General features: G+C 38.6%; 27 protein-coding genes, 1 pseudogene and 1 riboswitch. Of the genes and pseudogenes, 3 read left to right on the top strand and 25 right to left on the bottom strand.

Translation table 11 applies throughout. The annotated features are described in order from the left end of the window. The 11 genes and pseudogenes from EQJ87_RS01230 to EQJ87_RS01175 form a co-directional block, all read right to left on the bottom strand. Positions 1-1,287 carry a homoserine dehydrogenase gene (locus EQJ87_RS01230; RefSeq protein ID WP_130122974.1) on the bottom strand — a complete coding sequence of 429 codons (1,287 nt, stop codon included), beginning with the start codon at positions 1,285-1,287 and terminating at the stop codon, positions 1-3. Between the two features lie 270 nt (positions 1,288-1,557). Further along, entirely contained in the window at positions 1,558-2,199 is a 642-nt protein-coding gene (locus tag EQJ87_RS01225; RefSeq protein WP_130124553.1) for a deoxynucleoside kinase, read from the bottom strand. Between the two features lie 48 nt (positions 2,200-2,247). Next, positions 2,248-3,546 carry a bifunctional folylpolyglutamate synthase/dihydrofolate synthase gene (locus tag EQJ87_RS01220; RefSeq protein ID WP_130122973.1) on the bottom strand — a complete coding sequence of 433 codons (1,299 nt, stop codon included), beginning with the start codon at positions 3,544-3,546 and terminating at the stop codon, positions 2,248-2,250. 14 nt (positions 3,547-3,560) lie between these two features. After that, the gene (locus tag EQJ87_RS01215; RefSeq protein ID WP_130122972.1) at positions 3,561-4,064 is read right to left on the bottom strand and encodes an NUDIX domain-containing protein; all 504 of its coding nucleotides are present in this window, start codon (positions 4,062-4,064) and stop codon (positions 3,561-3,563) included. Then, the gene (folP, locus tag EQJ87_RS01210) at positions 4,064-5,137 is read right to left on the bottom strand and encodes a dihydropteroate synthase (protein ID WP_130124552.1); all 1,074 of its coding nucleotides are present in this window, start codon (positions 5,135-5,137) and stop codon (positions 4,064-4,066) included. The genes EQJ87_RS01215 and folP overlap by 1 nt, the downstream gene beginning before the upstream one ends. Beyond that, positions 5,137-6,182 (bottom strand): annotated as a pseudogene (gene folE, locus EQJ87_RS11475) (GTP cyclohydrolase I FolE). Before folE ends, folP begins: the two are co-directional and overlap by 1 nt. A gap of 33 nt (positions 6,183-6,215) precedes the next feature. Next, entirely contained in the window at positions 6,216-6,566 is a 351-nt protein-coding gene (gene folB, locus EQJ87_RS01195; protein WP_130122969.1) for a dihydroneopterin aldolase, read from the bottom strand. A gap of 54 nt (positions 6,567-6,620) precedes the next feature. Beyond that, a complete protein-coding gene (gene yihA, locus EQJ87_RS01190) occupies positions 6,621-7,208 on the bottom strand; it encodes a ribosome biogenesis GTP-binding protein YihA/YsxC (RefSeq protein ID WP_130122968.1) in 588 nt (195 codons plus the stop codon). Beyond that, complete coding sequence (gene clpX, locus EQJ87_RS01185; protein WP_130122967.1) at positions 7,198-8,442, bottom strand: ATP-dependent Clp protease ATP-binding subunit ClpX; 1,245 nt, start codon at positions 8,440-8,442, stop codon at positions 7,198-7,200. Before clpX ends, yihA begins: the two co-directional genes overlap by 11 nt. Before the next feature lie 21 nt (positions 8,443-8,463). After that, positions 8,464-8,634 carry a hypothetical protein gene (locus EQJ87_RS01180; RefSeq protein WP_130122966.1) on the bottom strand — a complete coding sequence of 57 codons (171 nt, stop codon included), beginning with the start codon at positions 8,632-8,634 and terminating at the stop codon, positions 8,464-8,466. 1 nt (position 8,635) lies between these two features. Further along, positions 8,636-9,136 (bottom strand): dihydrofolate reductase, encoded by a 501-nt coding sequence (locus tag EQJ87_RS01175; RefSeq protein WP_130122965.1) that lies wholly within the window; start codon positions 9,134-9,136, stop codon positions 8,636-8,638. A gap of 431 nt (positions 9,137-9,567) precedes the next feature. Between EQJ87_RS01175 and EQJ87_RS01170 the strand changes: the two genes are divergently transcribed. Then, positions 9,568-10,077 (top strand): tRNA (cytidine(34)-2'-O)-methyltransferase, encoded by a 510-nt coding sequence (locus tag EQJ87_RS01170; protein ID WP_130122964.1) that lies wholly within the window; start codon positions 9,568-9,570, stop codon positions 10,075-10,077. A 107-nt stretch (positions 10,078-10,184) separates the two neighbouring features. Here EQJ87_RS01170 and EQJ87_RS01165 read toward each other — a convergent pair whose 3' ends face one another. Further along, positions 10,185-11,492, bottom strand: a complete 1,308-nt coding sequence (locus EQJ87_RS01165) for a nucleobase:cation symporter-2 family protein (RefSeq protein WP_130122963.1) — start codon at positions 11,490-11,492, stop codon at positions 10,185-10,187. Positions 11,493-11,541: 49 nt separating this feature from the next. Next, a complete protein-coding gene (locus EQJ87_RS01160) occupies positions 11,542-12,135 on the bottom strand; it encodes a xanthine phosphoribosyltransferase (RefSeq protein WP_130122962.1) in 594 nt (197 codons plus the stop codon). A gap of 114 nt (positions 12,136-12,249) precedes the next feature. After that, positions 12,250-12,347, bottom strand: a riboswitch (purine riboswitch). A 220-nt stretch (positions 12,348-12,567) separates the two neighbouring features. On the opposite strand from EQJ87_RS01160, the gene EQJ87_RS01155 reads away from it, so the two are divergent. After that, positions 12,568-13,251 carry a metal-dependent transcriptional regulator gene (locus EQJ87_RS01155; RefSeq protein ID WP_130122961.1) on the top strand — a complete coding sequence of 228 codons (684 nt, stop codon included), beginning with the start codon at positions 12,568-12,570 and terminating at the stop codon, positions 13,249-13,251. A 41-nt stretch (positions 13,252-13,292) separates the two neighbouring features. After that, the gene (locus EQJ87_RS01150; protein WP_130122960.1) at positions 13,293-14,837 is read left to right on the top strand and encodes an Nramp family divalent metal transporter; all 1,545 of its coding nucleotides are present in this window, start codon (positions 13,293-13,295) and stop codon (positions 14,835-14,837) included. Positions 14,838-14,922: 85 nt separating this feature from the next. Here the strand turns inward: EQJ87_RS01150 and guaC are convergent, their stop codons facing one another. The 12 genes from guaC to dltC all read right to left on the bottom strand — a co-directional run bounded on the left by guaC (position 14,923) and on the right by dltC (position 24,669). Then, the gene (gene guaC, locus EQJ87_RS01145; protein WP_130122959.1) at positions 14,923-15,912 is read right to left on the bottom strand and encodes a GMP reductase; all 990 of its coding nucleotides are present in this window, start codon (positions 15,910-15,912) and stop codon (positions 14,923-14,925) included. A gap of 225 nt (positions 15,913-16,137) precedes the next feature. Further along, positions 16,138-16,752 (bottom strand): TIGR01906 family membrane protein, encoded by a 615-nt coding sequence (locus tag EQJ87_RS01140; protein ID WP_130122958.1) that lies wholly within the window; start codon positions 16,750-16,752, stop codon positions 16,138-16,140. 332 nt (positions 16,753-17,084) lie between these two features. Beyond that, positions 17,085-17,858, bottom strand: a complete 774-nt coding sequence (locus EQJ87_RS01135; RefSeq protein WP_130122957.1) for a TIGR01457 family HAD-type hydrolase — start codon at positions 17,856-17,858, stop codon at positions 17,085-17,087. A 114-nt stretch (positions 17,859-17,972) separates the two neighbouring features. Further along, on the bottom strand, positions 17,973-18,734 hold the full coding sequence (locus tag EQJ87_RS01130) for an acyl-ACP thioesterase domain-containing protein (RefSeq protein ID WP_130122956.1): 762 nt from the start codon (positions 18,732-18,734) through the stop codon (positions 17,973-17,975). Positions 18,735-18,825: 91 nt separating this feature from the next. Next, entirely contained in the window at positions 18,826-19,266 is a 441-nt protein-coding gene (locus tag EQJ87_RS01125) for a deoxycytidylate deaminase (RefSeq protein WP_130122955.1), read from the bottom strand. A gap of 77 nt (positions 19,267-19,343) precedes the next feature. Continuing rightward, on the bottom strand, positions 19,344-19,691 hold the full coding sequence (locus EQJ87_RS01120) for a hypothetical protein (RefSeq protein WP_130122954.1): 348 nt from the start codon (positions 19,689-19,691) through the stop codon (positions 19,344-19,346). Positions 19,692-20,089: 398 nt separating this feature from the next. Then, on the bottom strand, positions 20,090-20,893 hold the full coding sequence (locus EQJ87_RS01115; RefSeq protein WP_223804469.1) for a glycoside hydrolase family 25 protein: 804 nt from the start codon (positions 20,891-20,893) through the stop codon (positions 20,090-20,092). A gap of 58 nt (positions 20,894-20,951) precedes the next feature. Then, positions 20,952-22,091 (bottom strand): radical SAM family heme chaperone HemW, encoded by a 1,140-nt coding sequence (gene hemW / locus EQJ87_RS01110; protein WP_130122952.1) that lies wholly within the window; start codon positions 22,089-22,091, stop codon positions 20,952-20,954. After that, positions 22,084-22,668 (bottom strand): hypothetical protein, encoded by a 585-nt coding sequence (locus EQJ87_RS01105; RefSeq protein WP_130122951.1) that lies wholly within the window; start codon positions 22,666-22,668, stop codon positions 22,084-22,086. The genes hemW and EQJ87_RS01105 overlap by 8 nt, the downstream gene beginning before the upstream one ends. Before the next feature lie 142 nt (positions 22,669-22,810). After that, complete coding sequence (locus EQJ87_RS01100) at positions 22,811-23,116, bottom strand: hypothetical protein (protein ID WP_130122950.1); 306 nt, start codon at positions 23,114-23,116, stop codon at positions 22,811-22,813. 52 nt (positions 23,117-23,168) lie between these two features. Continuing rightward, positions 23,169-24,440: a D-alanyl-lipoteichoic acid biosynthesis protein DltD gene (gene dltD / locus EQJ87_RS01095; RefSeq protein ID WP_130122949.1), complete on the bottom strand. Its 1,272-nt coding sequence runs from the start codon at positions 24,438-24,440 to the stop codon at positions 23,169-23,171. Continuing rightward, on the bottom strand, positions 24,430-24,669 hold the full coding sequence (gene dltC, locus EQJ87_RS01090) for a D-alanine--poly(phosphoribitol) ligase subunit DltC (RefSeq protein ID WP_130122948.1): 240 nt from the start codon (positions 24,667-24,669) through the stop codon (positions 24,430-24,432). The genes dltD and dltC overlap by 11 nt, the downstream gene beginning before the upstream one ends. Positions 24,670-24,671: the final 2 nt, after the last annotated feature.

The raw sequence follows: 24,671 nt of genomic DNA, 5'->3' as shown, positions 1-24,671 counted from the left end.
TTATTCTCCTAATACTTTAAAGTAGTTAAGCAGGTCAAAGTCAGCTTCTTGCTGTAATTTTTCAATCACTGCCGCAAGTTGTGTTCGACTGATTTCGTGAGAAATGATGACGACAATAGCACGTTCACCATCGCCTCTTTGTTGCAAGACTTGATCAAACGAAACATTTTCACTTGTGAAAAGTTGGACTAATCGTAAAAATTGCCCTGTGGTATCCGGAGTTTCGACTGAAAAATAATATTTGTTCATCACATCGGCTGGATTTGCCAATTGAGTCGGGCGTGAATACTCGTTGAAATTTTTCCCAAGCGTACCATTTTGGATTCGTTTAGCTACCCGAACAATATCAGCTAAAACACTTGTCGCTGTGGGTTTTTGACCTGCCCCTGGCCCGTAAAACATGGAAGACCCAATCCCCACCGACTCAATAAATACAGCATTCATCACGTCATTTACGGCAGCGAGCGGATGCTTTTTAGGAAGGAAAGTTGGGCTGACTTCAGCAAAAATTCCTGACTGAACTTCGCGGATTTCTCCTGTTAATTTCAACACATAACCAAGCTGACGAGCAATCTCGACATCCGTGCTTCGAATGCTTCGCAAACCAGAACACGCGATTTCAGTAGGTGCAAGCGTCATTCCGAAGGCAAATTCACTTAAAATTGCCAACTTGTAACTCGCATCAATCCCGTCCACGTCATTAGTTGGATCCGACTCGGCATAGCCTAATTCTTGCGCTTTTTGCAGTGCTTTTTCATAAGCCCAGCCTTCTTCGCTCATTTTTGTCATCATAAAATTACTTGTACCATTGACAATTCCCAAGAGGTGGCTAATTTTATCTGATGAATATGAATTTGCCAAAGTTCGTAAGATTGGTATGCCACCAGCGACGGCCGCCTCATAATAAAGAGCAACTTGATGTTTTTTGGCCAATTCGCGCAGTTCACTTCCATGTACCGCTAACAAGTCTTTGTTGGCAGTGACGACAGATTTTCCAGCTGCTAAAGCTTGTGAAATATAAGTTTTTGCTGGCTCCAGACGTCCCATGAGTTCAACCACGATAGAAATCTCAGAATCTGCCAAAATATCATCAACTGATAAGACAAAATCATAAGAGAAGCCTTCCTTGCGAGCCGCTTCAATCGTTTCTTCACTTCTCATCAAAACTTTAGAAATCACAATTTCTTCACCCAAAAGTGCTGCAAGTTTCTCCTTATTTTCTGAAAGCAAGAAAGGCAAGCCTGTCCCAACTGTTCCAAATCCTAGTATTGCTATTTTTATTGCCATGTGGCCCCCCATTGTCCTAAAAAAAATCTCGTTGTCTATATTTGACAAGCATAATCAATTATTTTCTTAATATTATAACATTTTTATCTAAAAAAATAACTGCCAAAGTCAAAATAAACAGAAAATTTACTGACGAAAGTCAATCCATCAGAGAAAATGCTGACGTAAACGTCGACAGCATAGAGAATTTGCTGACGTAATTGTATTTTTGATTTACGTCAGTAAAAATGTCAAAAAAGAATCAGTAATTTCTACTAATTCTTCACTTTTTTATAGCAAATCTAACTTTTTCAAAGCCCCGTCAATTTGCTCAAGCACCAACTGCAAATCCTGAGGATTATTGACAAAATCAATCGCATCCCCATCAATTCGCAATTTTGGTGACACATCATACTGCTCAAACCATTCCGGATATTCTCCATGAACTTGATGATAGTAGGCTTTCAAGCCCGCTTGCGTTTCAATTTGCTCAAAAGAACGGCCCCGTTGCGCGATTCGCGTCAGCATCGTTTCGAAAGAAACATCGATATAAACCAGCAAATCTGGCCGCTTTTTAGGCATTCCTTCCAACTCTTCGAGCATATTGTCGAGCAATTCCTTATAAATATCCAGCTCTGTTTTGGTCACATTGCCATTTTTATAATTCAAAGTCAAGAAAAGCTCATCTTCAAAAATCGAACGGTCTAATACATTATTATCCTGCTGATAAGCCCGTTTTATCGACTCAAAACGCTTATTTAAAAAATAAATTTGCAATAAAAAGGCATATTTTTGCGGATCCTGATAATAAAGATCCAAAACAGGATTATTATCTACCGCTTCATAAAAAACATCAGTCTGTAAATGTTCTCCCAAAGCTTTTGCTAAACTTGATTTTCCTGCCCCAATAGTCCCTGCTAATACGATCAAAATAGTTTTTTCCTCCCCAATATCACTCACTAGGATATTCTTAAATTTTTATTAGAGCTGAGCAGTCTTCCGATTTTCCAAAAGAAATTCGCGAACCTGCGATGAAAAATAGAGTGAACCTGTCACAATTAAAACCTCATCATCGGCTAACGTTTTTTTCAGTTGAACTAAAGCCGCTTGCCAGCTTGGAGCCAATTCAACCCCTTCATCTTCTAAAGCCTCAAAATCCGCTAACTTAAGCGCCTTAGGGTAATCAAAAGTCGTCAAAATCAAACGCGAATCCGCCACCGTCTGTAACATTCTAATCATGTGCTGAATATCTTTAGTGGTAATTGCTGAAAAAATAATCGTAAGCTTACGACCAGAAAACTCTGCTTTCAAATTTTCCAACAAACGCGTCATCGCATGAACATTATGCGCACCATCAAGCAAAATCAAAGGTTTTTCACCCAGCTTTTCCATACGGGCTGGCCAGAAAGCCTCTCGAATTCCGGCCCGAATCACTTCCTCCGTCAAATTCAAACCCACTTTATCAGCATAGACCAAGGCCAGCTCGATTGCCATTGCAGCATTTTCTACCTGATGCAGCCCAACCAGCGATTTTTCCAAATGAGGCAATATTTCTTGCTTAGCTTGAAAAGTAAAATGCTCAGCTGCTTCAAGTTCTACTTTATAATCATAACCAAACTGGTAGACACGAGCCGTATTTTTTCGAGCAACTTCCCAAATGACCCGTAAGGCTTTCAATTCAATGTTTCCCGTCACAACTGGAATACCTGGTTTGATAATCCCAGCCTTTTGAGCAGCAATTTCTTCAATCGTTGACCCCAAAATATCAATGTGATCTAAACCAATCGTTGTAATCCCTGAAACCACTGGAGTGATAACATTGGTACTATCCAAAAGTCCACCAAGCCCAACTTCAATAACTGCCAAATCAACCTTCTCGTCCGCAAAATAACGAAAAGCCATCGCTGTGATTATTTCAAACTCAGTAATGCCAGCTAAGACTTCATCAGCATCCATTTTTTCAACCAAAGGTTGAATCATTTCCACATAATAAATCAGTTTTTCATCTGGAATTGCTTGTGCATTGATGCTCATTCGCTCGCCAAAAGACTCGATAAAAGGACTTGTAAAAGAAGCCACTTTCAAACCAGCCTGCATAAAGATTGACCGTGTGAAAGCAACAGTCGAGCCTTTACCATTTGTTCCAGCCACATGAATCATCGATAATTCCGTTTCTGGATTTCCCAATAACTTCAAAAGTCCTTCAACACGGCTCAAACCAGGACGAATATTAAATTTTAAACGCGAATGAATCCATTCCAATGCTTCTTCAACAGACATTTTTAACCTTCTTCTCATTTATTTTTAAAGTGATAATACTTTTGAAACTCTTGTGGCGCCTCATTTTCCGTCAATAAAAAGACTGGAAGTTCAGCAAGTTCTGGCTTCATCTGCTTTTTCTTAAGCAAATAGCGAAAATCAATATGCCAATGTTCCTTCTCATCCTTTTTTTCATTGAAAGGTATTTTGATGAGGTTGACATCTACCAAGCGCGCTAGGTCTTCAACAAAAAAACCTGTTTCTTCTTGGAATTCTCGGCGAGCCGTTTCTTCTGGGCTTTCTCCCAATTCCACGTGTCCTGCGGGCAGAAGACAAATTTTTTGATAAGGATGTTCAATAAAAAATAATTTTTCATCCTCAAAAACCAAACCACTCGCCGAGAGTTGTAAATTAGGATTTTCTCTGCCTCGCAATTCAAAATTCGCATTGGCTAATAAGGCGCAGACTTCATTTAATTTTTCTTCATCCTCAAAAAGATAAAGGCTTTGAATTTGGTCAATTTCTTTTTTATTGTTCATCAGAATTTTTGGTAAATTTCAATCGCATCAAGTAACCGTTTAGTCTCCTTGACATCATGTACTCGTAAGATCCGGCCACCATCGGCGACCATTTGGGCTTCAAACATTAACGTAGAAAACAGTCTTTCCTCACCATTCACACCAAAAACATTTCCCATAAATGATTTACGTGAAATTGCAATCATGACTGGTAAGCCTAAACGGCTTAACATTTCAGTTGTTTTCACTCGTTGAACACTGTCCACTCCTGAATCTCCTGAGAAAAAACCAACTCCAGCATCAACACAGATTTGTTCTTTATGCAGGCCCAATTCTTGTAATTCTTGACTTTTGTGCTGGAAAAAAGCAGGTAATTCTTCAAAGACATTATTGGCGTATTTAAAGCCCTGCCGCCCATTATTCATCGCAACAACTGCTGGACGATAATGTTCAATAACTTGCAGTTTATCCGGCTGATCAAAGCCATCAATATCATTAATAATATCAACACCGGCATCCAGCGCTGCTTCCATGACTTCTGCTTCATCACTATCAACCGCTAAAATTGCTTTCGGAAAATGCTTTTTAATCTCTTTCAAAGGTTTTTCTAGTCTTTGCCATTCTTCACGCGGACTAATATCCGAATAGCCTGGTCGCGAAGACTTACCACCTAATTCAAGTACAGCTGCACCATTTTCCAAATCCGACTCTACCCGTTTGAGAATATGGCTTAGTGTCAAATTTTCAGCCGCACCATCATAAAAAGAATCCGGCGTGACATTGACAATAGAATAAACAATTGGTTTTCTCGTCAAATCAAATCTAAAATTTTTACCAGAAAAAATCACTAAGTGCCGGTCATAAATCGTGCGCAACTGACTTTTAATCATTCCTTCTTCAAAATGTTCAATCAAAAAAGCCAGCTCATCAATACTTAAAAAAAGTAAAAGCTCATCAGGAGTCAGCCAAACTTTACTCCCGTTTCGCTCCAGCTTTTGATTGAGCCAGAGTCGTTCTTGAGCAGAAATTTCGGCAAATTTGATACCGATATTTTTTAGAGAAAAATTGTCCTGTGCTAATTCACTGATTTTTATCATAGACTTTCCAAAAATTCCATTCTTTTTTCACTATTTTCTTTAAATTCACCTAAAAAATAGCTGGTTTTCGTAAGAGAGCTTAACTTTTTGACCCCACGCATCTCAACGCACATATGGCGCCCCTCAACAAGGACAGCAACGCCCTTAGGATTGAGAATTTCTGTGAGAATATCCGCAATATCATGCGTAACATTTTCTTGTACCGAAAGTTTACGTGACACATAGTCCACTAAGCGAGGAATCTTGGATAAGCCAATAATTCGTCCTTCTTGCGGAATATAGGCTACATGAGCTTTCCCAAAGAAGGGGAGCATATGGTGTTCGCACATTGAATAAAACGGAATATCTTTAATAAGAACAGTAGAGTCTGTTTTTGTTGGATCAATCTCAAACAACTTGTATTCTTCAAATTGACTTAAACGCTGTGATGAAAGGATTTCCTCGTACATCTTAGCTACTCGTTGAGGCGTTTCTAATAAACCTTCTCGTTGCGGATTTTCACCAACAGCAAACAAAATTTCCTTGACTGCCGATTCAATACGTTGTCTAGGGCAATCTCTTCAGGGACAATAACCAGTTTTTGTTGGCTTTCTGACAGCTGTTGAATTGCTTTTCGGAGTTTCTCATGATACTTGAAATCTTCTGGAACAAGCTCTAGCAGAGGGACTAGCACAAATAGGCGTTGAAAAACTTGAGAATGAGGAATCGTTAAATGCTCTTCTTGTATTTCTAAATCACCATAGAATAAAATATCAATGTCAATGGTTCGAGGGCCCCAATGAATCTTGCGAACCCTTTGTAATTTTGCTTCAACCTCATGAAGGTAAGTCAGCAACTCTTGCGGAGAAAGGAGACTTGAGATTTTTAAAGCTAAATTGATAAAATCATCTTGTTTGACACCACCTACTGGTGAGCTTTCATAAAATTTTGATTGTTTTTCAATAATAATTTGGGGGTGTTCACCCAATAGACGTACCGCTTCATGCAGATGATACTGACGATCACCCATGTTACTCCCTAAACTTAAATAAATGGTTTGCATCTTTTACTCCTTCATAAACACTACATTTTTAAATCAGCCACGCATTTCAATCTCAGCAGAATCAAAAATGCCTTCAATTGGTACCGCTAATTTTCTAAGATGAATTTCGACTGCTGCAATTCGTTCAGAGCTTGCTTTGACAGCTCTTATAATCTCAAAAGCTAAATTTTCAATCAAATCTGCTCTAGAAGTCGCAATAATTTGTGCGGTGGCCTCATAAAAATCAACGTAAGATAGGGTCTCTTCCAATTGGTCTAATCCAGAAAAATCAAAGTTTGTTTCAACAATGAGGTCGACTTCAATATTTTGACCGACCACTTTTTCTTCTGGAAGAACACCAATATGGGCTTTAAATTTCATATTGTTTAGCTTTATTTTATACATATTTCTCCAACTTTGAGTGTCAAAAAGGCTATGAATCTCTTCATAGCAATATTTTCAGAGATATTTTACAATCGCTTTCCAAGCTTCTTCGATTCCTGTTTTATCCGTAGATGAGAAGATGATAAAATCATCGGTACTGTCAAATTTTATCGCTTTTTTAATGATTGATTCGTGCTTGTTCCATTTGCCATGCGCTACTTTATCCGCTTTTGTTGCGACCAAAATGACTGGAATATGGTAGTATTTCAAAAACTCATACATCATAATGTCATCTTCTGAGGGCTCATGACGGATGTCAACTAGACTAACGACCGCACGTAAATTCTCGCGAGTGGTGAGGTATTCTTCAATCATTTTACCCCATTTTTCACGTTCTTTTTTGGAAACGCGGGCGTAACCATAGCCGGGCACGTCAACAAAGTGAACTTGATCATCAATATTGTAAAAGTTCAAGAGTTGTGTTTTCCCTGGTTGTCCAGAAGTGCGGGCGAAATTTTTTCGGTTGAGCAATGTATTGATAAAGCTTGATTTCCCAACGTTTGAACGTCCTGCAAGCGCAATCTCAGGCCAATCATTTTCTGGATATTGCTTTTTTGAAGCTGCCGAGATGGTCAGGCTAAGGTTATTTGTATTAATCGTCATTTTTTTCAGTCTTTCGTATCATTTGGGGTTCTGCTTTACCATCGACAACTTCTGCGTTGATGACAACTTTAGTGATTTCGTCGTCACTTGGCACTTCAAACATGATGTCCATCATTGTTTCTTCTATGATTGAACGAAGTCCACGCGCTCCTGTTTTACGCTCAATGGCCTTTTTAGCAATTGCAAAAAGAGCATCCTGCGTAAAGTTTAAATCAACGCCGTCAAAGAATAAAAGTTGTTGATATTGTTTAATCAGCGCATTTTTAGGTTCGGTCAAAATACGAATTAAATCCTCTTCTGTCAGACGTTCTAAAGCAGCAACAATCGGTAGACGACCAATAAATTCGGGAATCAATCCAAATTTTTGAATGTCTTCGGCGATGATTTCTTGCATATAAGAATCTTCTTCGCTCAATTTTTTATTATTGGCACCAAAACCGATGATTTTTTCACCTAAACGTTGTTTAACGATTTCTTCGATCCCGTCAAAGGCGCCACCGACGATAAAGAGAATGTTTTTGGTATCGATTTGAATCATCTCTTGGTTAGGGTGTTTACGCCCGCCTTGTGGTGGCACACTAGCTACAGTTCCTTCAATAATTTTCAAAAGGGCTTGTTGGACACCTTCACCTGAAACGTCACGGGTGATAGAGACATTTTCTGATTTTTTAGCGATTTTATCAATCTCATCAATATAAATAATCCCACGTTCTGCGCGTTCAATATTGAAATCAGAGGCTTGCAAGAGTTTGAGTAAGATGTTTTCGACATCTTCACCGACATAACCTGCTTCTGTCAAACTGGTTGCATCGGCAATTGCAAAAGGAACATTGAGCGACTTTGCGAGGGTTTGAGCAAGGAAAGTTTTCCCTGAACCTGTCGGGCCAATCAGCAAAATATTTGATTTTTGGAGTTCAATATCCTCGGCAAGTTTACTTCCTGAGAAATTGATTCGTTTGTAATGATTATAAACAGCTACGGCAAGAGCTCTTTTGGCTCTTTCTTGCCCAATGACATAGGCGTTGAGCAGTTCTAACATTTCACGTGGTGTCTTTACTTCGAGCATTTCCGAAGTTTTTTCTTCCTGCATTTCTTCTTCAAGAATGCGCGTTGAAAGTTCGATACATTCGTTACAAATGTAAACGTCTGATCCGGCAATCATTTTTTTGACATCATCTTGGCTTTTTCCACAAAATGAGCAATGGATATCTGGGGTAAGTGTATTATTTGGCATAATTCTTTTTAATTCCTAATTTTAAAACAGCGTGCCAGAAAAGGCATGAATGGCGTTTACGAGGTTAGTAAAAGCATTGAGCACAAAGAGTGTGCCTAAGCCCCAGCGCTTTTTACGGAAACACTGAATGGCAATGACAATACTAACCCAACAAAGGAGGGCTGTAAATAGCCCAAAAATTGATTTCGTCATCTTATTTTACTCTTTTATATTTTTTGATGGTAAAATCGTAGGGATTTTGCGCATCTTTATGATAGGTGCTTTGTGAAATTTCTTGATAATTTTCCCAAGCAAATTGACTCGGAAAGTAGGCATCACCTTCAAAATTACCATGAACAACCGTGCGATAGAGCAATTCAAGTTCGGGTTCAAAAAGGGCTAAAATCTCAGCACCACCTGTAATAAAAAGGTCTTTTTCTTGGTTTTTGTACCACTCAAGAACTTCTTTAGGACTGTGCAAAACAAGCACGTTTTCATTTTCTGAGCTGTAATTTTCATCTCGCGTCAAAACAATGCTTAAACGTCCAGGTAAAACGCGCTTGTTCATGCCGTCAAAGGTTTTGCGCCCCATGAGAATGACTTGATTCATGGTTGTCGCTTTAAAATGTTGCTGCTCAGCTGGCAGGCGCCAAGGCATTTTTTCGTTTTTGCCGATAAGTCCTTGCTCGTCTTCGGCCCATATTCCAATAATCATCGCAGTCCCCTTCAGAGAATTTTCACTTTTACTATTATAGCAAATTTTTAACATTTTCGCTTTGTCAAGTTTTCTTCATCAAGGCTTTATTTTCCTGCTTTATACAAAAAAACAATGAATTTTATTAAAAAAATTCACTTTTTCCTTTACAAATTTGAAAATAAGTGTTATCATAATAATTACATTAGTTTGTTTCAATCTTTCCTGTTATGATTAAAGCAAATTAGTCCCCCAACTAGACTTCTTGCTGAGATTGACTCCGAGGGGTCTAGTTTTTTTGTTTTTTAGGCTTATTTTTAATGATTTTAACAGAAATTACCTCCATTTTTACTGACGTAAAGTTACGTCAGCAAATTCTCTCTGACGGATTTTTTCGTCAGTATTTTCTCTGGCTGATTTCTATTTTTTTTAGATAAGAAAGTGTACTTTTTATGAATCATATCGCTCTTTTTGAACCACGTATTCATTTTAATACGGGAAATATTGCGCGGACTTGTGCTGCGACAAACACTACTTTACATTTGATTGAGCCGTTTGGCTTTGAAATTTCAGATAAAAATCTCAAACGTGCAGGATTGGATTATTGGGACAAGGTCAATATTATTTACCACAAAAACTTGCAGGACTTCATGAACTCAATTGTTGACGGTGGCAAGCTTTATTTGGTCAGCAAATTCGCCGAGCAAGTTTATTCTGACGTGGATTATTCTGATGACAGCTCTGATCACTACTTCTTGTTTGGACGAGAAGACACTGGCTTACCTGAAGCATTTATGCATGAACATCGCGACGAATGCATTCGCATTCCGATGAATGATGAACACGTCCGCTCGCTCAATCTGTCAAATTGTGCCTGCATGATTGTCTATGAAGCCATTCGTCAGCAAAATTTCCGCGGTTTAGAACGCATACATACTTACGAAAAAGACAAATTGAAGTAAATTTACTGACGTAACTTTACGTCAGTAAAAAAGTTCATCCAGTCCTCTGATAAAATATTATCTACTAAAAAAAGCGAGCCTTATGTGCTCGCTTTTTTATATTATTCTTATGAATTAATCAATTCGGCTTGAGAAACTTTTTCTTTTTGTGGTGCTTTCTTATGGTTGAAAATTAAATTTAAAACAATCGCAGCTACAGTACTCATCACAATGCCATTAGAAACAAAGGGCTGGATGAAGCTAGGTAAAGCTGAAAACAAATTTGTAGAGTTAAAACCAACTCCCATTGCCACTGAAACGGCAGCGATAAGCAGATTTTGATTACCTTCAAAGTCTACTTGACCAAGCATTCTTACACCTTGTGTTGCCACCATACCAAACATCACAAGCATAGCACCGCCCAAGACAGGATTCGGAATCAACTGAGCAATGGCTGCAAATTTAGGAATCAAACCCAAAACAAGCAAGAAAGCAGCTGTGTAATAAAGCGGCTTACGTGTTTTGATGCCTGACAATTGCACCAAGCCGACATTTTGCGAAAAGCCAGTATAAGGGAAAGTATTGAAAATTCCACCTAACAAAACGGCAAAACCTTCGGCACGATAACCATTGCGTAAGCGTTGCTCATCAAGGTTTTCACCCGTAATATCGGCTAACGCCAGATAAACACCCGTTGATTCAACGAGGGAAACAACAGCAATGATAATCATCATCAACGAATCTACTAAATAAAATTTTGGTGCAGCAAAATAGAAAGGCTGAGGCAAATGTGCCCACGGTGCTTGTCCGACGACATTAAAATCAACCAAACCCATGCCAGCCGCCAAAATTGTACCAGCAATCAAACCAATTAAAATCGCAATTGAACGGAGAAAACCCTTAGCAAAAATGTTAATCAACAAAATAACAGCCAATGTGAAGAGGGCCAAAATCAAACTTTGCAACGTTGGCTTCGCCACATTATTACCCATATTGCCAATTGCCACCGGAATTAAGCTCAAACCAATCGTTGTAATCACAGAACCTGTGACAATCGGAGGAAATAGTTTACGGATTTTTGAAAAAATGCCAGAAATTAAAATCACAAAAACTCCCGCAACAATCAATGAACCAAACATCGCACCAGAACCATGATTTTGACCAATAATAATCAATGGCGCAACAGATTGAAAAGCTACACCTAGTACCACCGGCAAGCCAATTCCAAAATGTTTGCGCAGTTGCAACTGTAAAAAAGTCGCAAAGCCACAAAGGAAAATATCAGTAGAAATCAGATAAGTCAATTGTGTCGGCGAATAATGAAGTGCGCTCGCAATCATAATCGGAACCAAAATAGATCCCGAATACATCGCTAAAAGATGCTGCAGACCCAAAAGGGCAGATTTGGAGTGGTTTTCTTTTGTTTTTTGAAACATTTTTTAGTTTTCCTTCAATTTTTCTTTATTTTCTTATTTTGGCTTAATTTTAATCGAAAGCAAGGTCATCGGCTAGGGCAAAGCGGACTTGACCATTTTCAAACTGAGCAATGCGGGCAAGACTTGTCAGTTTTATCCCTTTTTCTAGAAGTTGTTGACGACCATTTTGGAATGATTTTTCGATAACGATTCCCATTCCAGCAACATCAGCACCAGCTTGATGCATTAACTCTAGTAGCCCAAGTGCGGCTTGACCATTTGCTAAAAAATCATCAATGATTAGGATTTTGTCAGTCTCTTCAATGAGTTTCTTAGAAATCTGTACAGTTGAAGTCAATTTTTTAGTGAAAGAGTAGACTTCAGTAGAGAGTAATTCGTCATTCATCGTGACATTTTTGGCTTTTTTAGCAAAGACAAGCGGAACTTGAAGTGCTTCTGCTGTATAAAGTGCTGGCGCAATGCCACTGGCTTCAATAGTGACCACTTTTGTAACTACTGCTTGCGCATAAACTGCGGCAAAACGTTCACCAATCGCCCTCATCAAAGCATAATCAACTTGGTGAGTCAAAAAACGGTCAACTTTGAGGATATCCTCCCCTAACACTTGACCATCTGTATGAATGCGGTCTTCTAATAATTTCATTGGTTCTCCTTAATAAATTCGGTGCTACTTTTGCCCAAAAGTAAACAAAAAACGCCCTGTTAAACTGAATTAACAGGGCGTTTCAAATACGCAAAAAAAGAAATCTAATTTTATTGAAAAATTGAATTTCCTTATTGTCTCGCATTTACGGTACGAGGTAGAAACGCCCAGCCATATCCCAGGTATAAATAAGATGATATTTCAAGGGGGCTTTCAACCCCTGAAATAGTATTATAGCAAAATTTTATGAAGATTTCACTAATAAAAGCGAACAATTTTAGAAAAGAAGAATCAAATGTTCGGTTCTCACAGTAACTAAGAAAGATTTTTTAGGGTTGAAATATTTTATAATTTAGGTCAACCTAATCTTTTTGCCAAATTAGATAACATATGCTATACTATTGCTATTATCATTACACGGGAGATGAGAAAGTGTTAACATTATCAAAAACTGAACAAGATTATCTCAAAGCAATCTATACCCTAGAAAAGAAAGATACCAAAGCGTCTGTAAGCATTCATCAGGTGGCGCAAAGGCTATCTGTGGCTAATCCTAGCGTCACCGAAATGGTCAACCGCCTCTCTAAAAAAGGACTTGTTGACTATTTTCCTTACCGCGGGATGACCTTAACACCGAGCGGAGTGACTCAAGCACGTTTTATCTTAAAGAGTCATCGGGTATGGGAAACTTTTTTGGTGGAAAAATTGGGCTATTCTACTAAAGAAGTCCATGAAGAAGCTGAAAACTTGGAGCACGCTTCCTCGCCCAAGCTTGTTGAGTCGCTCTATGCACTCCTTGATTATCCTCAGAAAGATCCTCACGGCTCTTCAATTCCGTCCGAACTTTTTTGGACGGAGAATAATGTAGAAATTACTCTAAATCAGGCTGAAACAAATAAAAGCTATGCTATCACTGCTCTAGATAATGAAGGACTGGATTTTTTCCGAAAACTTAAACAACCCCTTCCTCATCTCATCACCATTATAGAAGTTCTTCAAGACAATTCTTTAATCATCAAGGAAGACAACGAAAAAATGATCATTATTCCTCTATTTTTACAAGATAAAATCCGTGTGATTCAGCGAACAGGACAAATTTCTGATGCTTTGTCTTAAAAATTTCTGACATTTAAATTTTACACTTAGAAAAGATAAACATGAACAATCAAAAAAATCAACGCCATCGATTCGTCCAGCATCCCAATGGTAAATCTTTAGAAGAAATAAATAGCACAGTCAAAGTCCCCAAGGACTCAAGCTTTTTCAAAACACTCCTTGCTTATTCTGGGCCCGGAGCGCTAGTCGCAGTGGGATATATGGATCCTGGTAACTGGTCAACTTCGATTACTGGGGGCCAAAATTTTCAGTATTTGCTCATTTCTGTTATCTTGATGTCAAGTCTCATCGCAATGCTCTTGCAGTATATGTCGGCAAAGTTAGGAATTGTCAGTCAGATGGATTTGGCTCAAGCGATTCGTGCACGGACAAGTAAGCCTTTAGGCTTCGTGCTTTGGGTCTTAACGGAGCTTGCAATCATGGCTACTGACATCGCCGAAGTCATTGGAGCAGCCATCGCGCTTTATTTACTTTTTAATATTCCCCTCATCTTAGCTGTGTTTATCACCGTCTTTGATGTCTTTATTCTTCTCTTATTAACTAAAGTTGGATTTAGAAAAATCGAAGCGCTGGTCATCTGTTTAATCCTAGTTATCCTCTGCATCTTCATCTATCAGGTGGCACTTTCTAGCCCTAATTTGAAAGAAATGCTTCAAGGTTTCATTCCTAATAGTCGCACCTTCTCCTCTTCTCCTTCAATAGCGGGCATGACACCACTAACAGGAGCATTGGGAATTATAGGAGCAACTGTTATGCCTCACAATCTCTATTTGCACTCGTCAATTTCTCAAAGTAGGGCGCTTAATCGTGCAGATAAAAAAGAAGTGAAAAAAGCAGTCAGATTCTCAACTTGGGATTCTAACATTCAGCTCTCTATTGCTTTTGTTGTAAATTCATTATTATTGATTATGGGTGTGGCTGTTTTTAAAACTGGGGTGATTGATGATCCTTCTTTCTTTGGACTTTATGATGCCCTTTCTACTCCTTCGCTTTTGAGTAATGGGCCTCTTGCGGAAGTTGCTAAAACAGGCGCTTTATCGACCTTATTTGCGGTAGCTTTACTTGCTTCGGGACAAAATTCTACAATTACAGGAACTTTGACAGGTCAAGTTATCATGGAAGGTTTCATTCATATGCATCTGCCGGTTTGGGCGCGGCGACTAGTCACTCGGCTGCTTTCAGTCCTTCCTGTGCTCATTTGTGTACTCATGACAAAAGGCTACAGCTTAAAAAGGCAGCATGAGGCGATCAATAACCTCATGAATAATTCTCAAGTCTTTCTCGCTTTTGCCCTACCTTTTTCAATTATTCCTTTGTTAATGTTGACTAATAGTAAATCCGAAATGGGAGAATTTAAAAATAATTGGTTCATACAAGTACTGGGTTGGTTTTCTGTCCTTTCGCTCACTTATCTTAATTTAATCAGTATTCCTGATCAAATTAAAAACTTTTTCCCTGAAAAGTTCGCTCCTCTCTCGGAGATACTTGCGCTTCTTATTATTGTTATCGTTCTTTGTTTACTCATTTGGACGACGGTGGAGCTCTATAAGGGAAATAAAAAATTGGCGTGGAAAAATAAAGGTTGACTGGCGTCATCTGTGTAAAGAAAAAGTCCTGTGAAATGAAATTCACGGACTTTTATCTTACTATTTTTTAGTGGATGTTTTATTTTTAAATGCCGTCGCCATTCCAAATTGAATTTTTCACGACTACGTAATCAACTTTGGTGAGTGCAGATAAATCACGACCCCCAGCGTAAGAAATTGAGCTTTGAAGGTCTTCTTGCATTTCTTTCAAGGTATCTTTGAGTGAACCTTTATGTGGCAAAATGATTTTCTTTCCTTCAACGTTTTTGTGTTCGCCTTTTTGATATTCTGAGGCTGAGCCGAAATATTCTTTGAAAAGTTGTCCATCTTTTTCGATGGTTTGACCTGGAGATTCTTCGTGAGCGGCAAAAAGTGAGCCGACCATAACCATTGTTGCTCCCATGCGGATTGATTTAGCGATGTCTCCGTGAGTTCGGATGCCTCCGTCGGCAATGACAGGTTTGCTAGCGGCTTTTGCACACCATTTAACAGCTGCTAATTGCCATCCGCCTGTACCAAATCCTGTTTTGACTTTGGTGATGCAGACTTTACCTGGACCAATGCCGACTTTTGTCGCATCGGCACCAGCATTTTCAAGTTCACGAACGGCTTCCGGTGTGCCAACATTTCCAGCAATGACAAAGGTTTGTGGCATCAAGCGTTTGATGAGTTGAATGGTTTTGATGACAGACTCTGCGTGACCGTGGGCGATGTCAATCGTGATAAATTCAGGAATGACTGCTTGCGCTGAAATTTCTCGGATAAAGGCGTGTTCATCGGCTTTTACTCCAACGGAGATCGAAGCAATCAAGCCTTGCGCGTGCATTTTTTGGATGAACGCCAATCGGTTTTCTGCCTCAAAGCGGTGCATGATGTAAAAATAACCGTTTTTAGCTAACATTTCAGCAATTTTATCGTCAATAATTGTCTGCATATTGGCAGGAACAACGGGCAATTTGAAGGTATATTTGCCAAGTTTAACGCTGGTATCAGCTTCTTGGCGGCTGTTAATGATACATTTGTTCGGAATGAGTTGGATATCTTCGTAGTCAAATACTGAGTTGAGATTGTTCATATTTTTCTCCCTTTAAGCTGTTTATGCTTGGAATTTTTTGCTTACAGAAAGACCGACCAAACCTTACGGCTTCGCTGGTTGAGCGATTGTAAAATCTCTGTTTGCCCAACCTTCCTTCTTTATTTTAGCTTATTCGGATTTATTTTTAAAATTTTTACTGCCATTTTGTTGAAAAAGTCTTGGAAATGTTCGGAAATAGAAAAAACTGCTCGTTAGAACAGTTTTTTATTTATTTTTGGTGAATAAACTTCCCCGCCGATAAAGCCAAAAGAATACAAGTTCGTAAATTACGACAAAAATTAAGAAAGTATGCATGAAAAATTGTTCAGGCAAAACATTGATAATCGGGTCGGTCGCTGGGTCAAAAAGCCAGCTATTATCCCGAAAAAGCACTTCATGAAAAGCGACAAAGAAACGATCAAAACCAATGAGCCAAGCAACAAGGCCCATTGCCAAAGGAAAAATCATCACAACGCGCAGGGCGTTATGAAAAATCATCAGTAGATTTTCTTTGACAAAGAGGATGAGGGCTGGCAAAAGTGCCAAAACGAGTGCAAACGCCAGCATAAAAAGTTGTTTAACTTCGGCAAAATGCTTTAAACCACTGGCGGAGGAGGGGAAGTCGGGCATTTTCAGCTGATTTACAAAAGGATTGACCAGATAATTCATGAGCGCAAGAAAATTGTGCCAGAGCTGAGCCGCATTCATTTGAGCAATTTCAGTCAGATGATACCAGGAAATTTCAAGTCCAAAGAGCGGAATCGCAAGGAAAATAGTCAAGCTCACCGAGAGCGCAATGACCCACAAAATACTTAGAGAAAAGATAATTTTATCGCGCATACGGACTCCTTTGGGCTGATTTGATTGGTTTTTTCTGTGAATTTTTACTGACGGAATTTCGTCAGCGTTTTTTCTCAGAGATTTTACTGACGGAAAGTTGCGTCAGTGTTTTCTCTCAGAGATTTTACTGACGAGAATTTGCGTCAGCGTTTTTTCTCAGAGATTTTACTGACGAGAATTTGCGTCAGTGTTTTTTCTCAAAGATTTTACTGACGGAAAGTTGCGTCAGTGTTTTCACTCAGAAATTTTGCTGACGAAAAGTTGTGTCAGTGTTTTTTCTCAGAAATTTTGCTGACGAAAAGTTGTGTCAGTCAGAAAATATGCTGACGTCTTTAAACTTCCCACTCGTCAAGACTCGCCACAACGTGCGTTGGTGCAATGGGCAAATGTGGCACTTCTTCTGGCTTGGTAAAGCCTGTGGTAACCAATAAGCTATCAATGCCATTGTCAATTCCTGTGTGAATATCTGTCAAATAATTGTCGCCCACCATCAGCAAATCTGCTTTAGGAAGTCCCAATTTTTCAACAGCCTTATCCGCGATAATTTTTTCTGGCTTACCAATAATTGTTGCCTCAACGCGCGTTGCTGCTTCAAGCATTTTAATCAGCGAACCCGCACCAGGCGTCAATCCGCGCTCATTTGGCAAATTCAAATCAGGATTTGTTCCAATAAATTTCGCCCCTTTATGAATCGCAAGTGTTGCCAAAACGAGCATTTCGTAAGTCAAATCAGTGTCCAAAGCCACCACGACGTAAGCTGGATTTTCTCGGTCTTTCTTGTAGCCCGCCTCGTAAATCGCCTCTTTCAGCCCATCCTCACCGATAATATAAACCGATTTTTCCAAGCCTAAATCATTCATGTAATCAACAGTAGCCAAACTTGCCGTATAAATCGTTTCTAATGGTGTATCAATATCAAACTGATTTTTCAAGCGCCGTTGCACAACTTCTGGCGTTTTTGTCGTATTATTCGTCACCAAAAGATAAGGAATTTGCGCCGCTTGCAGCCGATGAATAAAGCGTTCCCCCGCAGGAATCCGTGCGTTTCCGAGATAAATCGTGCCGTCAAGGTCAATCAAATAACCCTTGTATTTTTTATTAGTCATTTCTTCAATTCTTTCTTCTTTTATTTAGAAAATGTGAGCAGCACCGCACTCCCGTCAGTCCTTTTTCTTTAACAGAAAATCCGTCAGCATTTTCTCTAATCCTACTGTTCAAATTTAATTTTCGTCAGTAAATTCTCCAGATTTTTCTGACCCATTTGTCCAATGAATCTCAATTTGGGTGCCACCATCATTAAAATTATGATGACTGATCTGACCCTGCCAACTTAACAAAGCCCGAATTTCCTCACCGTATAGCACCTCATGATTGTATTTGATAAAAATCTGCGCCGGTTGCCAATCCTTTCGAAAATCAAAAGCTACCATATCCGCTGCCCAATCATAATATTTCGCATTATTAACATGACCATTCATGTCCAAGTCCGAAAAACGTACCGGATAAGCCATCTCCTGCGGCTCAACAAATTCATCACTTTTGGCAAATTTATGCGGTCGCAAAATCTTGGCAATTTTTTCTGACGCATAAGGCGCCACAATATCATCCAAAACTCGCTCAATCTTTCGGCTCTCTTGATTCATCAGCACCCAAGTCGAATTAATTGTCAATAAGAGCGCCCCATCCTCTGCAAAAAACGAAAACTTCCGATAACAGAAAAATTTATTGTAACTCGTTGCCTCCGTCTCAATCGTGAGTTTCTCATTAAACCTTGGCAACCGATTTATCTTCAACTCATACTCAATAACTGCCCAAAAGAGGCCATATTTTTCCGCCACCCAGACATCAGAGCGGCCAAGTACCGTCGATTGCTCACCCGAAATCTGTAATGCTACCGCGAGCAAACTTGAGATTCGCATCTTCTTAAAGGCATCACTTTCATAAAAAGGCACCCGATAACTTTGTTGATATTTTAAACCCATTTTTTACTAACCTCAACCTCTATTTTAGCAAAAAAAAGAGTGATTTTCAGAAATCACTCATAAAATATCAAAAAATTAAACTTCGCAGAAGCTAAACCCTCTGACAAGCAATTCCCAAAGTGTCAATCAACTGCTGCTCATAAGGATCCTTAGCATGATATTCATCAATGTAATAAATCGCCTTCACCCCAGCAGCCACGACCAATTTAAGACAGGCCAAACACGGAAAAAGCGTCGTATACAAAATCGCTCCTTCTGGAGAAACCCCATGCTTTGCAGCTTGTGCAATCGCATTTTGTTCCGCATGAACCGTTGCCACACAATGCCCATATTTATCCTCAATACAGCCAATATCCGTACAATGCGGCATTCCAGAAACCGCCCCATTATAACCCGTTGATAACAATTGCCCACTTGGACTCACCAAAAGCGCACCAACCTGTGCGTGCGTACAAGTCGAACGTTTTGCGACTACTTGCACAATCTCCTTGAAATATTCATTCTTGCTTGGCCTTATAAATTTCTCTGGCATCTGAAAGCTCCTTTAACTCTTCTTTCTCCCATTATAACAGAAAAATTAAAGAAGAACTTCTCAAAAATCAAAAATAATCACTCTGTCTCCTGAATCGCTTCTTCTAAGAGCTTGTTCACGCGTTGAATCTCAATAATCGCACGATCATTCGCTTGATTACTTTGGTTTTTCAATTGATTGATCTCATTATTTAAATCACTAATCGCTTGATTTGCTCTGTCCAATTCTTCTTGTTTTTGGCTCACAACTTTTTGAACCTCTTCAACTTTTCTATTGCCTTCCGCTATTTTGTCGTTAATTTCACCATTTTTTTGAGCAATTTCGTTATCTTTTTGAGCATTCTCTCCCCGGAGCTGGTCCACTAAATTCTGAGCATTCTTTAACTCTCCCTCTAATTTAGTCGCCTCTGCTTTTTTTACGTTCACTCGCTCTTTCAAAACATTGATATTACTATAGATAGCTTGAATATCAGATTGTCCTGCCTAAAAATCTTCGGCAAATGTTTTTAGCCCTTGTCCCGAAATCAATACAGCTCCCAAGACCAGTACTACCATTAAAGCTTTTTTATAATTCATTATTAACCCTCTTTTCTTTAGTTCTTATTTTTTTATAATACTAGTATTCTTGTCGACAACTGTATTCTATCAAAAACAAGCCAGCTAATCAATAATATTTATCTGCTGTAATTATCTTTTTATTATTAAAAACAATTAAGAAACTCTAATGAAATTCAAATGAAAAAATAATTTTTATTCTTATTTTATAAAAAATATTATAAAAAAAAAACACCCGTAAGTGTTTTTAATTTATCCATATATTCACTTCATTTTTCACCATTTTCAAACAAAGCCGCATAATTTTTCTGGTCAATCACCATATTCAAATCTAAGTTTCCGCTATAACCAGGCAACTTGCCCTGATCTGTAAACTGTTGCATCCCGTAAGTCAACGATGTTTCTGGCGAAGCGTCCCAAACTCCCGTATTTCGTCCATAAGCTGCAATCCAAATCGCATTAAATTTATCTGTAGAAATCTTGTTATCTTTCAAAAACCAATCTTGAGCGTAAATTCCGATATTTTTTGCCCCAGCTTTTGCTAGTTCTGAGCGAAAAGCCTCGATTCCCTGGTTCATGTTCTTCATATTGGTCACTTCAACATCCAACCAGTAGTAAGTCGGATGATAAACCGAAGCTCGCCGATAAAAATCACGCGCTTGTTTTCTCATTTCAGTTTCATTCTTTCCCGTCACGAAAGCATAAACAGCAACTGGAATTCCCCGTTCCTGAAAATTCTTGATATGCTCTTTAAAAGCCTTATCCTCCCCATCCTTAGTTGCCGAATTATCCGCATGACCATAAGAACCGTTCACCCGAACAACTGCTCCGATGATGTGCTGACTCAAGGTATTATAATCGATGTCACTCGGACGTTGCCAGCCTGACAAATCAACAACCGGCTTATTCAAATCTAAGACTTTTTGATCCAAAACAGGATTCATCATAATATTGGAAGTTGCTAAACTTTCTGACGAACTCGGACGAATGCGAACAAGCCCCAAAAGAAAAACCATTCCTATCATTAAAATTAAGAATAAAACCGCCCCTATTTTTTTTAGTTTACGTCTCATTTTAAATCTCATTAGTTGTATTGTAACAAAAATTTTATCAAATCACATTAAAAATGGACTAAAAATCCAATTTTTCTAATAAAAATTCCTGAAAAACATTATTTCCTAACTCAAACCCCTTATCTGTCAATTGAATTTTTTGGCGATTGTTATTCAAAAGCCCCTGTTCAATCAGCTTTGTAACTTGCTCTCCATACAATTTTTCAAAAGATAAAGCAAATTTTTCTTCAAACTTAGCTACTGAAACACCTGATTTTTTTCGCAATCCAAGAAACATTTCTTCTTCTACTTGCTCTTTTTTCGAGAGAATCTCCTCATGAACGCGTTTGTCCTGAGCATTAGCCGCCAAATAATGATGAATAGGACCACGATTTTTATAACGAACCCCAGCCAAATAACCTGAAGCCCCTGCTCCGAAGCCATAATATTCCGCATTATTCCAATAAGTCAAATTATGCTTACTCTCAAAACCAGCACGAGCAAAATTAGAAACTTCATAATGTTCATAGCCCCTTTGAGCTAAATTTTCCATGATATATTCATACATATCTGCATTTTTATCCTCACTGGGAAGGCGCAAAAGTCCCCGCCGTTGCCGGTTCATAAAAACGGTATGATCTTCCAAAATCAAACTATATAAAGCAACATGGGGCAAATCCAAGCTCAAGAAACGCTCCAAATCATCTTGAACCATTTCCATCGTTTGCCCTGGAAGGGCATAAATCAAATCAATCGTGATATTTTCAAATCCTGCCGCCTTCAAGCGTTCAATGGATTCATAAACCTGAGCTTGCGTGTGTGTCCGCCCAATTTTTTTGAGCAATTGATTATTGAACGTCTGAACCCCTAGTGAAATCCGATTCACCGCCGAATGAGCCAAAACTTCGATGACCTCATCGGACAAGTCCCCTGGATTTGCTTCAACTGTAAACTCTTCTAGATACGTCAAGTCTAAACGAGCCGTCAAAGCAGACAACAATCGTTCTAACTGCAGAGCGCTCAAAACAGTGGGTGTTCCCCCACCGATATATAAAGTTCTCAATTTTTTGATTTCAAAACTTTCAAATTCTTCAATCAAAGCCTCAATATACTCATCAATCGGTTGTCCAGTGGTTAAAACCTTAGCAAAATCACAGTAATAACAGATGTGAGAACAAAAGGGAATATGCACGTATGCTGAATCTACTTGATTAGTCATGCGCTTTTACCCTCCACCATTTCTTTCGAAGAATAACCAAGGCTATTATCCCATTGACCAACATCAAATAAATTGGGAAAGCAAGACTTGTAAAGGACCAAACACTCATGGCGAAAAAGCCTGTCCCCGCATTGAAAACACCCGCGACAAATGGCTCCCAAGTTTCCGTTTCTGGATAACGCCAAGCCTTTACTATAGTTGGAATTGCTGCCATGATATCTGCCAAAATTGCAAAACAAATTGCCAAATCCGGCTCTCGTGTCAAGCCCCAAACTACTAAAGCAAGGAGAGACACCAAACCACAAATCACGTCAAAACGCTCAATCGCCCAAAAAGATTTTCGATTCATAAAAGAACAAATAAAAATCAGAGCCGTTGTCGAAAAAGAAATTAAAACGGGAAACTGTCCCCAATTCCACCCCCTTGAGAGCGCCGCAAAAAAGCCAATTGCCGGAGCAATAGACCATAAGAGCCAAGACACTTTGTTGGGACGAACACGACCAATAATCGTGGCCCAAGCATAAGGAATATTAAATACGAGCGATACCGCTGCGCCAATAAATATCATAAATTGCATAAATTTAATTATAGCAGAGTATTTGCAATTTATAAAGTAAACATCATATTCAGATTTGTAAAACAAGGCGATTTAACTCCCATTTTTCATATTTTATTTCAAAAAAAGCAGCCACCTCTGTTGGACTGCTTTATTTTTCTTTTTAAAAAATTCCAAGAACTTTCAAAATGAGCAAAAGATTTAAAAATGTAAAAATAAGACGACCCACATTTCGCAAGAAATGAAATACCCCTATCAAAACAAGACCAAATCCCAAAATATAAAGTGGATGTTCTCTCAGAAAAACACTGAGAGAAGTAATCATCCCTTGATTACGCTGTAAGAGTTGTTCTCCTTGATGCGTTAAGTTTCCTATATTAGCTTTAAGCCAAGCGAAAATTCCCAAATTAGAAATCAGCGCCCACACTTGAAAAGGATAGCGTTTTACTGTTCGAATGAATGAATCCATAATATTCCTCATTTTCTTAAATTTTTAATGGATAAGAACTGTTTGATAAAAATCATTCAGAATCATCACTTTGCCACGTCTTTGATAAAAATTTTGTATTATCAATATCGTAGTTTACTTTGGATTTTTGGGCCATAAATTTCTTGATGGCTTGATCCGCTGCCAACCACCCTCTTGTGCCAAAATGAATCGTATCGCCCGAAGCATACAAGGTATCATACATATCTGTAAAGTCAGCAATATGTTTAAATCCTTGATCCCGGAGTTGCACTTTGATCTTCGTACTAAATTGCTCTAAGGTTGCTTTAGAAACACCCGTGTAATTCGACCACGCTCCATTAACAGGTTGAATAATAAACAAAACATCATTATGATTTTTCGCAAATGTATTTAGAAGTTGTTGGAAATCCGCATACTCTGGGCTGTTAGTGTAACCAACTTGAGCTTTGCGATTTTCAAGTTTCTTGTATTTTGATTTTAACTTTCGATTCCAAACATGATTATTAATCTGGAAAGGATTGTTATCAGAATTTTTTTCAGCTTGTTTAATGGCTAAATTTTCTAAAGTATCAGATGTGGGATGATTTGGAAGTGCTTTAGAAAAATGTTTAATTTTAGTAGATAAACCAAGTTCTTCTGCTGAAAGCTCCGACAAATTGGAGAATAAAACATCTTCTTTGCGCCAAAATTGCAAACCTACTCCAATCGAAATTTTTTGCCAGTGTGTCAATGCTTGATGATTAGCCAAACGTTTGAGACCAGAATAAATTGTCTTTTCAGCTTCAAGAGATTTAAATTGCAGGAGACGTTGTGCAAGCTGTACGGTTGTGCTTGCTTTTGGGTCTGCTACTTTCATCCAGCTATAAATTTCGCCTTTAGAGACAAAGTTTCTAAATTCCCCTTCGTTCATTCCTTGCTTTGAGAACCACTGTGGGCTGATGACAAACACTATTTTTCGGTTTTTGAGTTCTTCAGAAATCGAGTTAATATAAAAGAAATGCGTCAAGGTCGTCGTTCCTGGCTGTCCGACCAGATAAGGCGTAAAACCTGCAGGATATTTTTTAAAATATGAACTCGGATGAAAGGAGTTAACGTGCTCCATTTCAGAAGAGCCAAGCAAAGGTAAGAATTCTGGATTAGAAAATGCTTGACGTTTTATTGCATAACCTGAAAAACTTGGCGTATTTAATGGAGATTGGGCAAATTTTGTCAATTGCGTTTTGGAATATTTTATTCCGACATTAATTGGTAAAAAAATCAATAAGCCAACCACTACTGCCGCTAAAAGCAAGGGGCCAAAGGCTTTAAATAATTTAATTTTCATCCTGTTTTTCCTGCACGCGAGCCACAATTTTATTGGCTGTATTCCAATCATCACGATCCATTTCTGATGGTGGAAGACTAATGTCGAAATTACTTTCTAGCTCAACAATCAACATGATTGCTTTCATTGAGTCAAGAATTCCTTCTTCAAAAAGATCCATATCTAAATCTTCACGAAATTCGTCTGTTCCAGCAATTGTTTCAATAATGTCAAAAATTTGTTCTTTCATTT

Source organism: Lactococcus sp. S-13 (assembly GCF_004210295.1).
GTDB lineage: Bacteria > Bacillota > Bacilli > Lactobacillales > Streptococcaceae > Lactococcus.
Note: the sequence above shows the minus strand (reverse complement) of the source record. Positions and strands in the feature narration are given on the sequence as shown.